At 68.5% G+C, this 12,529-nt stretch carries 13 protein-coding genes; 5 read left to right on the top strand and 8 right to left on the bottom strand.

Annotated features, from left to right (window positions below; all coding sequences use genetic code 11):
- Positions 1–20: 20 nt before the first annotated feature.
- From V5F84_RS02275 to V5F84_RS02265, 3 genes are all read right to left on the bottom strand, one after another.
- On the bottom strand, positions 21–605 hold the full coding sequence (locus V5F84_RS02275) for a cob(I)yrinic acid a,c-diamide adenosyltransferase (RefSeq protein WP_394043230.1): 585 nt from the start codon (positions 603–605) through the stop codon (positions 21–23).
- A 12-nt stretch (positions 606–617) separates the two neighbouring features.
- Positions 618–812, bottom strand: coding sequence for a twin transmembrane helix small protein (locus V5F84_RS02270; protein ID WP_394043229.1), 195 nt, complete (start codon positions 810–812; stop codon positions 618–620).
- Between the two features lie 70 nt (positions 813–882).
- Positions 883–1,386 carry a TspO/MBR family protein gene (locus V5F84_RS02265; protein ID WP_394043228.1) on the bottom strand — a complete coding sequence of 168 codons (504 nt, stop codon included), beginning with the start codon at positions 1,384–1,386 and terminating at the stop codon, positions 883–885.
- A 262-nt stretch (positions 1,387–1,648) separates the two neighbouring features.
- Between V5F84_RS02265 and V5F84_RS02260 the strand changes: the two genes are divergently transcribed.
- Positions 1,649–2,977 carry an MFS transporter gene (locus tag V5F84_RS02260; protein WP_394043227.1) on the top strand — a complete coding sequence of 443 codons (1,329 nt, stop codon included), beginning with the start codon at positions 1,649–1,651 and terminating at the stop codon, positions 2,975–2,977.
- Positions 2,978–3,051: 74 nt separating this feature from the next.
- Here the strand turns inward: V5F84_RS02260 and V5F84_RS02255 are convergent, their stop codons facing one another.
- Both V5F84_RS02255 and V5F84_RS02250 read right to left on the bottom strand, forming a co-directional pair.
- Entirely contained in the window at positions 3,052–4,752 is a 1,701-nt protein-coding gene (locus V5F84_RS02255; protein ID WP_394043226.1) for an acyl-CoA dehydrogenase family protein, read from the bottom strand.
- Positions 4,753–4,884: 132 nt separating this feature from the next.
- Positions 4,885–5,940, bottom strand: a complete 1,056-nt coding sequence (locus V5F84_RS02250; protein WP_394043225.1) for an FUSC family protein — start codon at positions 5,938–5,940, stop codon at positions 4,885–4,887.
- 113 nt (positions 5,941–6,053) lie between these two features.
- Here V5F84_RS02250 and V5F84_RS02245 point away from each other — a divergent pair, with 113 nt between their 5' ends.
- Both V5F84_RS02245 and V5F84_RS02240 read left to right on the top strand, forming a co-directional pair.
- A complete protein-coding gene (locus V5F84_RS02245) occupies positions 6,054–6,938 on the top strand; it encodes a YihY/virulence factor BrkB family protein (protein WP_394043224.1) in 885 nt (294 codons plus the stop codon).
- On the top strand, positions 6,935–7,420 hold the full coding sequence (locus V5F84_RS02240) for an MmcB family DNA repair protein (protein WP_394043223.1): 486 nt from the start codon (positions 6,935–6,937) through the stop codon (positions 7,418–7,420). Before V5F84_RS02245 ends, V5F84_RS02240 begins: the two co-directional genes overlap by 4 nt.
- Positions 7,421–7,521: 101 nt before the next feature.
- Here the strand turns inward: V5F84_RS02240 and V5F84_RS02235 are convergent, their stop codons facing one another.
- The 3 genes from V5F84_RS02235 to V5F84_RS02225 all read right to left on the bottom strand — a co-directional run bounded on the left by V5F84_RS02235 (position 7,522) and on the right by V5F84_RS02225 (position 10,048).
- Positions 7,522–7,905, bottom strand: coding sequence for a DUF4174 domain-containing protein (locus tag V5F84_RS02235; RefSeq protein WP_394043222.1), 384 nt, complete (start codon positions 7,903–7,905; stop codon positions 7,522–7,524).
- Between the two features lie 156 nt (positions 7,906–8,061).
- Positions 8,062–8,616: an ActR/PrrA/RegA family redox response regulator transcription factor gene (locus tag V5F84_RS02230; protein ID WP_394043346.1), complete on the bottom strand. Its 555-nt coding sequence runs from the start codon at positions 8,614–8,616 to the stop codon at positions 8,062–8,064.
- Between the two features lie 73 nt (positions 8,617–8,689).
- Positions 8,690–10,048 carry an ActS/PrrB/RegB family redox-sensitive histidine kinase gene (locus V5F84_RS02225; RefSeq protein WP_394043221.1) on the bottom strand — a complete coding sequence of 453 codons (1,359 nt, stop codon included), beginning with the start codon at positions 10,046–10,048 and terminating at the stop codon, positions 8,690–8,692.
- 156 nt (positions 10,049–10,204) lie between these two features.
- Here V5F84_RS02225 and V5F84_RS02220 point away from each other — a divergent pair, with 156 nt between their 5' ends.
- Positions 10,205–11,575: a polyhydroxyalkanoate depolymerase gene (locus V5F84_RS02220; RefSeq protein ID WP_394043220.1), complete on the top strand. Its 1,371-nt coding sequence runs from the start codon at positions 10,205–10,207 to the stop codon at positions 11,573–11,575.
- A gap of 188 nt (positions 11,576–11,763) precedes the next feature.
- Positions 11,764–12,528 (top strand): M48 family metallopeptidase, encoded by a 765-nt coding sequence (locus tag V5F84_RS02215; protein WP_394043219.1) that lies wholly within the window; start codon positions 11,764–11,766, stop codon positions 12,526–12,528.
- Position 12,529: the final 1 nt, after the last annotated feature.

Here is a 12,529-nt window from a genome sequence, read left to right as displayed (position 1 = left end):
TCTGCGCCCGGCCTCAGGCCTCAGCGGCTGGCGCCCGGCACCCAGAGCACGTCGCCGGCGCCGCGGGCGTTCACATAGCGGCTCGCCACGAACAGGAGATCGGAGAGGCGGTTCATATATTGGATCGCCGCCGGACCCACCTTTTCCCCCGGCGCCTGGGCGAGCGCCACCATCTGCCGCTCGCCGCGGCGCGCGATGGTGCGGGCGAGATGGAGATAGGCCGCCGCCGGCGTGCCGCCCGGCAGCACGAACGAGCGCAGCGGCGCGAGGTCCGCGTTCAGCCGGTCGATATCGGCTTCGAGCTTCTCCACCTGGGCCGGCACGATGCGCAGTGCCTCATAGGCCGGCGGTGGCGCGCCGGGCCGCTCGGGCGTGCACAGGTCGGCGCCGAGATCGAACAAATCGTTCTGGATCCGCGCGAACATGGCGTCGAGATCGGCCGCGTCCGCCAGATGGAGCCGCACGAGGCCGATGGCGGCATTGGTCTCGTCCACGGTGCCATAGGCTTCCACGCGGGCATCGTATTTCGCCACGCGCTCGCCGGTGCCGAGGCCGGTCGTGCCGTCGTCACCCGTGCGGGTATAGATCTTGTTCAGCTTGACCAATCCGCGCTCCCGTCACCGGCCCATGGCGAAGATGGTGATCATGATGAGCACGATGGCCAGGAACTGGAACAGCACGCGCAATTGCATCAGCTTCTGCGAGCGCTGCGGCGACCCGCCGGCCGCCAGATTGACTAGCCCGAGCACGAGCACGCCGGCGACGCTGGCCAGCGCCAGCGGAATGAGCAGATAGATGGTCCAATGCAGCATGTCGGGTATTCTATGGCATGTTCGCGCGGGTTGGAAACCGCTTGTTGCGCTCCGTGGCGGCGCAAGCCTGCTAGTTCAGCACCGCGATCGCGGCGTTGAGGCTCGCGGCATAGCAGCCCCATATCAGATAGGGCACCAGCAGCCAGCCCGCGAGCGCATCCACCCGGAAGCAGGCGCGCAGCGTCGCTAAGAGGGCGACCAGCAGCGTAAGGATGATCAGCAGGCCCGGCCAGATGGCGTGAAGGCCGAAGAACACCGGCGACCAGATCGCGTTCAGCGCCAGTTGCAGCAGGAATAGCAGGATCGCCCGGTGCCGCGCCGGCGAAGGCGGCACCTTGTCCCACAGCCGCCAGAGGCACACCGCCATCATGAGGTAGAGCAGCGTCCAGGCGATGGGAAAGACGGCGTTGGGCGGGGTCCAGGCGGGCTTGGAAAGCGTCGTGTACCAGGTGGGGATCTGCGGCGCGGTGGTGGCCCCGCCGAGGAGGCTCACCAGCGCCACCAGCGCGAGGCAGGCGAGAAGGCGCAGGAGAGAGCGCGGGAGCGGAGAGGCTCCGGCCGGAACGGCGGGCATGGGCACTCCATCGGCTCGGCCGCAGGGGCCGGAGGGGCGCAGAGCCTCGCGGCCGGAACGCGCCCCGTCAAGGGCGCTGAAAGCGGGGGAGCGGAGGCGCACGCCACCGGCCAAGCTTTGCGAACATTGCCGAAAACGCGGGTCCGCCATGCGTCAAAGAACCCGGAAGGCGCGTTTTCCTGCTTGAATATTGCTGCATCGCAGCGCAAAGGGCTGTCAACTCACCGTCATTCCCGGCGCCAGACGCCGCAAAGAGTTCGCCATGTCCAAGCCATCCGCCCCCCGTGCATCGGCCGCCCCTCGCCGCCTGAACGCCGCCGATTACCGCACCCTGGTGCTGTCCGCCCTCGGCGGCGCGCTGGAATTCTACGATTTCATCATCTTCGTGTTCTTCGTCACCGTGCTGGGACATTTGTTCTTTCCGCCCGGCATTCCCGACTGGCTGGTGCAATTGCAGGCGTTCGGCATCTTCGCCGCCGGCTATCTGGCGCGCCCGCTGGGCGGCATCGTGCTCGCCCATTTCGGCGACACGCTCGGCCGCAAGCGCATGTTCACGCTCTCCATCTTCCTGATGGCGCTCTCCACCCTGGGCATCGCCTTTTTGCCGAGCTACCAGAGCATCGGCATAGCCGCCCCGGTTCTGCTGCTCGCCATGCGGGTGCTGCAAGGCGCCGCCATCGGCGGGGAAGTGCCGGGCGCCTGGGTGTTCGTGTCCGAGCACGTGCCCGCCGGCCGGGTGGGCCTGGCCTGCGGCATCCTCACCTGCGGGCTGACCTCCGGCATCCTGCTGGGCTCGCTGGTGGCCACCGCCATCAATCGCGGCTTCAGCCCGGCGGAGATCCACGACTGGGCCTGGCGCGTCCCGTTCCTGCTGGGCGGCGTGTTCGGCTTCTGCGCGGTCTATCTGCGCTCCTGGCTGGAAGAGACCCCCATCTTCAAGGAGATGAAGGCCCGCAAGGCGCTCGCCGCCGAACTGCCGGTGAAGCTGGTGATGCGCCGCTATGCGCCGCAGGTGCTGCTGTCCATGGCGCTCACCTGGATGCTCTCCGCCGCCATCGTGGTGGTGATCCTGATGACGCCGACCCTGCTCCAGACCCGCTACGGCATCAGCGCCGCCGACGCGCTCACGGCCAACAGCCTCGCCACGCTGACCCTGTCCATCGGCTGCGTGCTGACCGGGCTCGCCTGCGACCGGCTGGGCGCGGGCCGGGTGCTCGCCCTCGGCAGCGCCGCGCTCGGCGCCTCGACCTATGCGCTCTATGCCCTGGTGGGCGCGCAACCGGGCCTTCTGCTGCCGCTCTACGGGCTGGCCGGCTTCTTCGTCGGCATCATCTCCACCACGCCGTTCGTGATGGTGCGCATCTTCCCGCCGGCGGTGGCGTTCTCCGGCGTGTCCTTCTCCTACAATGTGGCCTATGCGGTGTTCGGCGGGCTGACGCCCCTGCTGGTGACGCTGGCGCTCCAGATCGACCCCATGGCGCACGCCCATTATCTGGTGGCGATCTGCGTGATGGGTGCCCTCATCGGCATCAATCTGTGGGCGCGCGAGGCCGCCGGCGCCAAGGTGACGACACCGCTGCCGAGCGCGTGAGGCCGCAACAGGTCCTCTGAAATGAAAAAGGCGGTCCGGGCCGAAGCCGGGACCGCCTTTTTCGTGCGGAAAGCTCAGTTCCCGCCTTCCAGCAGGCGGCGGGCGATGACCTGGGCCTGGATCTCGGCCGCGCCCTCGAAAATATTGAGGATGCGCGCGTCGCACAGCAGGCGCGAGACCGGATACTCCAGCGCGAAGCCGTTGCCGCCGTGGATCTGCAAGGCATTGTCCGCCGCCGCCCAGGCGACGCGCGCCCCGAGCAGCTTGGACATGCCGGCTTCCAGATCCGTGCGGCGCCCCTCGTCCTTGGCTCTAGCGGCGAAATAGGTGATCTGACGGGCGATCATGGTCTCCACCGCCATCATCACGATCTTGTCGGCGACGCGCGGGAAGGAAATCAGCGGCTTGCCGAACTGGATGCGCTCCTCGGCATAGCGCAGGGCGGTTTCCATGGCCGCCTGGGCGACGCCCACGGCGCGCGCGGCGGTCTGGATGCGCGCGGCCTCGAACGTGTTCATGAGCTGCTTGAAGCCCTGCCCCTCCTCGCCGCCGAGCAATTGGCCCGCCGGCACCTCGAAGCCGTCGAAGCCGATCTCGTATTCCTTCATGCCGCGATAGCCGAGGACCTCGATCTCGCCGCCGGTCATGCCCTTGGCGGGGAACGGCTCCGCGTCCGTGCCGCGCGGCTTTTCCGCCAGCAGCATGGAGAGGCCGCGATAGCCCGGCTCGGCCGGATTGGTGCGCACCAGCAGCGTCATCAGATCGGCGCGGACGGGATGGGTGATCCAGGTCTTGTTGCCGTTGACCTTGTAGACCGCACCCTCCCCTTCGCCTTCCTTCACCGCGCGGGTGCGCAGCGAGGCGAGGTCCGAGCCGGTGTTGGGCTCGGTGAAGACCGCCGTGGGCAGGATCTCGCCCGAGGCGAGCTTGGGGAGGTAATGGGCCTTCTGCTCTTCCGTGCCGCCGCCGAGGATCAGCTCGGCCGCGATCTCCGACCGGGTGCCGAGCGAGCCGACGCCGATATAGCCGCGCGACAGCTCCTCCGTGACCACGCACATGGCCTCCTTGGAGAGGCCGAGGCCGCCGTATTCCTCCGGGATGGTGAGGCCGAACACGCCGAGGTCCGCCAGCCCCTGGATGATCTCCATGGGGATATAGGCGTTCTTCAAATGCCATTCGTGGGCATGCGGGGCCACCTCCGCCTCGACGAAGCGGCGGATTTCCGTGCGCATGGCCGCCATGGTCTCGTCGAGGCCGGTTTCGCCCACGGTGCCGCTGTGGCTCTCGCGGATGATGGCGGCGAGCGCGGCGCGGCTCTCGGCGGTGTTGCCGGCGCGGGCAAGTTCCGCGATGGCCGGCTCGGCGCGCAAAGCGGCGATGGTCTCGGGGCCGAGGAACAGATCCTCCAGCCGCACGATCTCGCCCTGGCTCATGGGAATGCCGCCGAGGATCTGCGCCACATATTCCCCAAGGCCGATCTGCACCAGCAGCCGCTCGGTCTCGCCGAACTGGCCGGTCGCGGTCAGGCTGTCGGCATAATGCACCAGCTCGCGCACGCCGAACACGTAAGTCGCGAGCCAGGCGAGGCCGTGGGAGGCGCGCTGCTCGGCGTCCAGCAGCTTGGAGGACAGCTTGCCGCCCTCGCTCACCCGCGCGCGCACCTGGGAGGTAGCTTCCGCGAGCACGCTCTGCAACACAGGGATCGCCGTCCGGCCGAGGGCCACGGCGTCGATGGGGGCGGCATCGAGCGCTTGAAGCGCGGCACTGCTGGACATGGCGGAATTTCCTCTGGTTGTGCGGTGCGGAATTTTCTTGCCAGATTATCCCGCGACCGCCGCGACGCAACGGGAGATTTGGCTAATACGGCGCAGCACCGCTCACGCTGCGGCCCAGGGCGACTTCGCCGCTCAGGCGGCGTCCTTGCGCGCCTCGGCGAGCCGGGCGGCCAGCTCGGTGAGATTGTCGTGGATATAGGCGCAGCCGGCGGCCGCCGCATAAAGCTGCATCAGGCTCGGCCCCTCGCCGGCCCATGCGCCGGCGCTGCCGAGCCGCTCCATCTCCGCTTCCAGCGCCGCCACGGCGGCATCGGTGGCCGCAAGGTCCGCCGCCGGACCGCCGCGCAGGGCGGCGGCGGTGGCGCGCACGCCCTGCCCGAGCGCCTGCGCCGCCGCCGAGAGGACGGGCCGCACCTGGTCCGCCACCGCCGGCGGCAAGGGCCGGTCGGCTCCGCGCAGCAGGATGATCACCGAATGCCACAGGCGCCGCCCGCCGCGCACGATGGGGCCGGGATCGGGCGCGGCATTGAACGGGCCCAGCCGCTCGCGGCGCGCCTCCCCGGCCCGCACGTCCGCCGCGCGCAGGGCGGCGCGCGCCTTCTGGTTCAGCGCATCCATGCGCGCCGGATCGAGGCCGCCGTCGAGCAGGGCGGAGACCCCGGCTTCCAGCAGCTCCGCGCTCGCCTCCAGGGCGTCCGCCACATGGGGAAACAGATAGCCGAGCGCCTTGTCCGGCAGGACCAGCAGCGCACAGGCCAGGCCCACCGCCCCGCCGAGCGCGATCTCGAACACCCGTTCCAGGCCCGAAATCCAGGGTTCGGCATGGGTGGGATCCGCCAGCATCACGATCACCACCGTCACCGGGGCGAGCTTGAAGCTGGGATTGCGGGCCGCGAGGAAAGCCGAGAGGAAGGTGCCGAGCAGGAGCAGCGCGAAGGTGAGGCTCCAGGACGGGCCGGCGATCATCGCCAGCGCCACGCCGACGCCGCCGCCGGCCAGGGTGCCGAGGCAACGGTCCACCGCCACCGCCAGGCTGGCGCCGATGGAGGATTGCACCACCAGGATCGCGGTGAGCACCGCCCAATAGCCCTTCGGCAGGCCGAGGAGCCAGGCGAGCAGAAAGGCGACCGCCGCCGCCACGGTGGCGCGGACCGCAAGGCGAAGATGGGCCGGATCGATGTGTGGCAAAGGGAGTTACCTCTGGACAGATGGCCCTGCGACGGGCTTCTCCTTATCATGTGTACGCTGTGGAGGAATGCGCCTCGCGCCGACAACCCCTGTCAGAGGAGACGACCCCCGGGATGGTGATGCGCGCCTACCGAATCGTGATGGATGCGGTGTGGACCTTCGTCGCCGACGACGGATGGGCCATCGCGAGCCATATCGCGCTGTCGATCCTGATGTCGCTGTTCCCGTTCCTGATCTTCGTCACGGCGCTGGCCGGATTTCTGGATCTGCGGCCGCTCGCGAACGAGACCATCCAGCTCATCCTCGACACCTGGCCGCAGCAGGTGGCGGCGCCCATCGCCCAGGAAATCCGCAGCGTGGTCAGCCATGTGCGCACCGATGTCATCACCTTCGGCGTGGTGCTGGCGCTGTATTTCTCCTCCAACGGCATCGAGAGCCTGCGCATCGGCCTCAACCGGGCCTATCAGGTGAAGGAGGCGCGGTCCTGGTACCGGCTGCGGCTGGAATCCATCGTGTTCGTGGTGATCGGCGCCGCCGGCATGCTGGCGCTGTCGTTCCTGGTGGTGCTGGGGCCGCTGATCTGGCGTACGGTGATCTATAACGTGCCGGCGCTCCAGCCGCTGAGCGGCATCGTCACCGCCGCCCGGTTCGGTGCCACCACGGTCATTCTCATCATCGGCCTTCTGGTGGCGCACCTGTGGCTGCCGGCCGGGCGCCGGTCGCTGCGCGAGGTGACGCCGGGCATCGTCATGACGCTCACGCTCTGGCTGGTGGCGGCGACGGTATTCGGCATGTATCTGTCCGAATTCCCGGCCAATTACGTCACCACTTATGCCGGGCTCGCCTCGGTGATGATCGCTTTGGTGTTTCTCTACCTGACGGCGACGATCTTCGTGTTCGGCGGCGAGTTCAACGCCGCCATCGCCCGTGCCCGCGAAGCCCGCCTGCGCTCGCGCCAGGCCGCGCGCGAGCGGCTGGTGCTGGAGCCCGACCTGTGAGGCCGGCCGGCGCGCTGCCGGTTCCCCCGCCGGACGGGCGCCAGTCGCCCACCGCGCTGGCGCTGCAACGCGGGGTGCTGCGCCATTTCGCGGCGCTGGGGCTGATCGGCATTCCCGAATTCTGCCTCGCCAGCGGCCGGCGCGCGGACATCGCCGCGCTCGACCTCAAGGGCGAGGTGAGCATCGTGGAAATCAAGTCCAGCGTCGCCGACTTCCGCGCCGATGCCAAATGGCCCGACTATCGGCTGCATTGCGACCGGCTCTATTTCGCCGTCACGGTCGACTTTCCGCAGGAGCTGCTTCCGCCCGACGTGGGCATACTGGTGGGCGATGCCTTCGGCGCGGCGGTGATCCGCCCGGCGCCGGTCCATCCCCTGCCGGCCGCCACCCGCAAGGCGCTGCTGATCCGCCTCGCCCGCGCCGCCGCCGGCCGCCTCGCCGCCCTTCACGATCCCGAACTGCGCGGCATGAGCGATCTTTAGGACCGATCGACAGTCCTGGCCTGACGTCGCCGCGGGAGACAATCGTCCCGACGACCGGTGAAAGAAAGGCAATCGCGCGCACCAAGGGCGCCGGACGCGCGCTATTTGCCCGCCTCGTCGATCAGCTTGAACAAGGTCGCCGGCGCCACGGGGGCGTCCCAGCGCTGGATCACGTGGCCGTCGATCCCCACCAGGATCACCTGGAACGCGTCCGGCGGCACATCGAAGCGCTGGCGCTGCACGTCGGTCAGATCCTCCAGCTCGATCACCACGAGGTCGCGCGCGAGCACGCCCGCGACGGCTTCGTTCAGGCTTTTCATCTGCGCGGCGAGCACAGGGGAATCGATGCCCGGCGCGACGATGAAAACCGCCGGCGCGCGGCCGCGATAGGTGTCGAGATTTTGCGCCCGGACGGCGCACGGCACCTGGACCGCCACCATGAGGGCGAGCGCAAGGGCCAGGCGAACGAGGGAAAGTCCTGCCATGCCGCCGGTTGTCCGCTTCATCGATGAGAAGGCGCCGTCCCGTGGACACGGGCCGGACAAAGCGCGGGACCTTCCCGCCGACACCGAAACGCCGCGACCCGGCGTCCGGTTCCCGTTTATTACAACCCTAAAATCAGATTGCAACCACAGGCCGTATCAGCGCGGCGCGCGCTTGGCCAGGATACGCTGCAAGGTGCGACGGTGCATTGACAGCCGGCGGGCGGTCTCCGAGACGTTGCGGCCGCACAATTCATAGACCCGCTGGATATGCTCCCAGCGCACCCGGTCGGCGGACATGGGATTTTCCGGCGGCGAGGGCTTGTGGTCGGCATTGGCCATGAGGGCGGCGACGATGTCGTCCGCATCGGCGGGCTTGGCGAGATAATCCACCGCGCCGAGCTTCACCGCTGTCACCGCCGTGGCTATGTTGCCATAGCCGGTGAGCACGATGGCGCGCGCGCCGGGGCTCTTCTTCTTCAGCGCCGAGATCACGTCGAGCCCGGTGCCGTCGCCGAGCCGCATGTCCACCACGGCATAGGCCGGGGCGCCGCTCTCCACCAGGGACAGGCCCTCCGCCACGCTCTCGGCGGTGGAGACCTCGAAGCCGCGGGCTTCGAGCGCGCGGGCGAGGCGCTGGAGGAACGAACGGTCGTCATCGACGATCAGGACGGAGCGCGGGCCCTCGATCTCGGGCAAGGTGGGTTCAGACATCATCTCGTTTACCTCTTGGGCGCCTGTTCTTCCAGCGGCGCCTGGTCCGGGACGGGGTGGCCTTGCGGCCGCCTCAGCCCGGCTTGGCTTCAGCATAGGGGGCGGGACGCGTATTTGTCCCGGCGTCGTCGGGATCCATCTCGATGGTGTTGCGCAACCAGGAGATCTTCACCTCCGCGCCGCGCCCCGGCATGGCGCGGTTTTCCACCACCAGCGCAGCGCCGGTGCGCTCCAGCAGCGTCTTGGCGATGAAGAAGCCGAGGCCGAGCCCGCTCTCTTCCTCGCTGTTCTGGCGGTCGCGCGCGCGGCTCGTCACATAGGGCTGGCCGATGCGGTCGCTCACCTCCGGGGAAAAGCCGGGGCCGTCGTCACGCACCAGGATTTCCATGCGCGTCGTGGTCCAGCGCGCCTCGATCTCTACCCGTGCGGTCGCGAAGTCCACCGCATTCTCCACCAAGTTTCCCAACCCATAGATGAGGCCGGGATTGCGCGCCAGTACCGGCTCGGCGCTGCGATCCTCGGGCAGGGTGACGGAAATGAAGATGCCGAAGTCGCGGTGCGGGCCCACCACTTCCTCCAGCAGCAGCGACAATGGCATGCGGTCGAACGGGGCGTCGCCCGAGCCGAGCGAGGTCAGGGTCTGGAGGATGTCGCGGCAGCGCTGCACCTGGTCGCGCAGCAGGGCGATGTCCTCGGCCATGGGATGGTCGGGCGCGGTGCCGCGCGCCATCTCCTTCACCACCAGGGCAATGGTGGCGAGCGGCGTGCCCAGCTCGTGGGCGGCGGCGGCGGCGAGGCCGTCGAGCTGGGAGAGATGCTGCTCGCGCGCCAGCACCAGCTCGGTCGCCGCGAGCGCGTCGGCGAGTTCTCGCGCCTCCTCCGTGACCCGCCAGGAATGCAGGCCGATGAAGCCGATGGACACGGCGATGGAGACCCAGGTTCCCGCCAGGTACAGGTCCGGCAGGGCCGGGGCGTCGGGCCCGGACCAGGGCAGCGGCTGGTGCCACAGCCCCACCGCGCCGGCGCAACCCATGGCCAGCACGCCCAGCGCCACCGTGGTGCTCCAGGACAAGGCGGTGGCGGAGATGGTCACCGGCGCCAGATAGAGCAGGGCGAAGGGATTGTTCAGCCCGCCCGTCAGATAGAGCAGGCCGGTGAGCTGAAGCACGTCATAGGCGAGCAGGGGGCCGGCGGCGGCATCCTCCAGCCGGCGAGCGATGGGGAACCGAACCCGCAGCAGAAGGTTGACCAATGCGGAAAGCGACACCACCAAGAGGCAGGAAATGAGCGGAACCGGAAATCCCAGCAGGCCATGGACCACGAGCAGCGCCAGCAGCTGCCCGGCGACCGCGAGCCAGCGCAGACGAATCAGCGTGTCGAGCCGCAGTCCGAAGGATCTGCCATACGGGAAGGTCGCCGATCCATATTGCATGCCGGGTTCTCTGTGTGACGTCAGGATATCGTTAGGCTCGCGCAAGCATAATGGTGGATGACATGGGTCAACCCTTGAGTAGACCTTTTGTCGAGATTGACCGCTCGAAAACCCGGCCACACTCTCCTGCGATAATAAAGAACCTGAGGGACGACCATGGCTATCGGTGAATTTGGCGGCGCCGCGCGCCAGCCATCCGTGAATGGGACCAGTCTGTCCGCGCCCTTGTACTGGATGTACGAGATGACACACGCGGCGCTCAACCCGTCGCGGGCGCTCGCCGATGCCAGCCGCATGTTCTTCGCCAATCCCATGAATCCCGCGTCCCACACCACCGCCGGAAAGTCGATGGCGGCGGGCTTCGAACTGTTCGAGCGCACCACCCGCCGCTACGGCAAGCCGGAATGGGGCATCACCCATACCATGGTCAGCGGCATGAAGGTGCCGGTCCATATCAACCCGGTGTGGAGCCGCCCGTTCTGCCGGCTGCTGCATTTCTCGCGCGCGTTCGAATATCCCCCGCGCCGCCCCCAGCCCAAGCTGGTGATCGTGGCGCCCATGTCGGGCCATTACGCGACGCTGCTGCGCGGCACGGTGGAAGCCTTCCTGCCCACCCATGACGTCTACATCACCGACTGGGCGGACGCCAAAATGGTGCCGCTGGCGGAAGGCCGCTTCGGCCTCGACGATTACGTGGACTATCTGATCTCCATCTTCCGCAGCTTCGGCGGCGACTGCCACGTGCTCGCCGTGTGCCAGCCGGCCGTGCCGGTGCTGATGGCGGTGGCGCGCATGGAAGACGAGCAGGACCCCAACGCGCCGCGCTCCATGATCCTCATGGGCGGCCCCATCGATACCCGCGAGGCGCCCACCGCCGTGAACCGGCTGGCCATGGACAAGGGCATCGAATTCTTCCGCCGCAACGTCATCACGACCGTGCCCTGGGCCCATCCCGGCGCCATGCGGCAGGTCTATCCGGGGTTCCTGCAGCTCACCGGCTTCATGAGCATGAACCTCGACCGCCATGTCCAGGCGCATTACGAGCTGTTCCGCAACCTCGTGAAGGGCGACGGCGAGCCGGCGGGCAAGCATCGCGAATTCTATGACGAGTATCTCGCCGTCATGGATCTCTCGGCCGACTTTTATCTTGAAACGGTTGAAAAGGGCTTCATCACCCATGCCCTGCCCAAGGGCGAGATGACCCATCGCGGCCATCTGGTGCGGCCGGAAGCGGTGCGCACGGTCGCGCTGATGACGGTGGAAGGCGAGAAGGACGATATTTCCGGCGTCGGCCAGACCCTCGCGGCGCATCGCCTGTGCGCCAACATCCCGCAGGACAAGCGCGCCCATTACCTCCAGCCGGGCGTCGGCCATTACGGCGTGTTCAACGGCTCGCGCTTCCGCTCGGAGATCGCGCCGCGCATTTCCGACTTCATCATGACCCAGGAGCGCCCGCGCGCCGACGCCCATCCGGCGGCGCCGCACCGCTCCGGTGCCGATAATGTGACCCAGCTGTTCCCGACCTAGGATGGAGCGCCTTCGGCGGCCGCCGCGACCTGCGGCGGGCGCGCGCGGAGGGGCGCCACTCTTTGGCCGTTTGCGCTTTTCCCCCACGCTGATGCGGCAGGGGGGTAGCGTTTCGGCGGCGAATCTTTTCACATTCGGGGATAAGCTTGTTCCCGGCCGCTTCTGGCCCACCCAATCGTCGGAATGCCATGCTGTTTCGCAGGCAGGATACATCGCCGGCGGCGCGGCGCGGCGCCGAATGGATCGATCTGCTGGTGGATGGGGAAACCGTGCGGGTGTGCGTGCGGCGGCATCCAACGGCACGGCGGCTGACCTTGCGCGTGCGCACGGTCTCGCGCGACGTCACGCTCACCGCGCCGCCCCATGTGCCGCTCGCGGCCGCCAATGCGTTCGTGCAGCGCCATCTGGATTGGGTGCGCACGCGCCTCGTGCGGCTGCCGCAGCGCGTGCCCTTCGCGCCGGGGGAGATCATCCCCGTGCGCGGCATTCCCCATCGCATCGTCCATCGCGAGAGCCTGCGCGGCACCTGTTCGCTGGAGATCGACCCGCAGGACGGCATGCACCTGCTGTGCGTGCCCGGCGACCTGCCCCATATCGCCCGCCGCATCGCCGATTATCTCAAGCGCCAGGCACGGGCCGACCTGACCGCCGCCGTGCGGCGCCACGCCGCCGCGCTCCAGGTGGAGATCGGCGCCATCACCCTGCGCGACACGGCGAGCCGCTGGGGCTCCTGCGCCGCCTCGGGCGACCTGTCGTTTTCCTGGCGGCTGATCTTCGCCCCGCCCCATGTGCTGGATTATCTCGCCGCCCACGAGGTGGCGCACCGGCTCGAAATGAACCACGGCCCGCGCTATTGGCGCGCCGTGGAGCGCATTTTTCCCGAGCGCAAGGGCGCCGAAGCCTGGCTGCGCGCCAATGGCGCCAGCCTGCACAGCTACGGCGCCGACGGCTAGG

The organism is Roseixanthobacter liquoris (assembly GCF_043195135.2).
In the GTDB taxonomy this organism is placed as follows: domain Bacteria; phylum Pseudomonadota; class Alphaproteobacteria; order Rhizobiales; family Xanthobacteraceae; genus NCEH01.
This window is presented reverse-complemented; position numbering and strand designations above follow the sequence as displayed.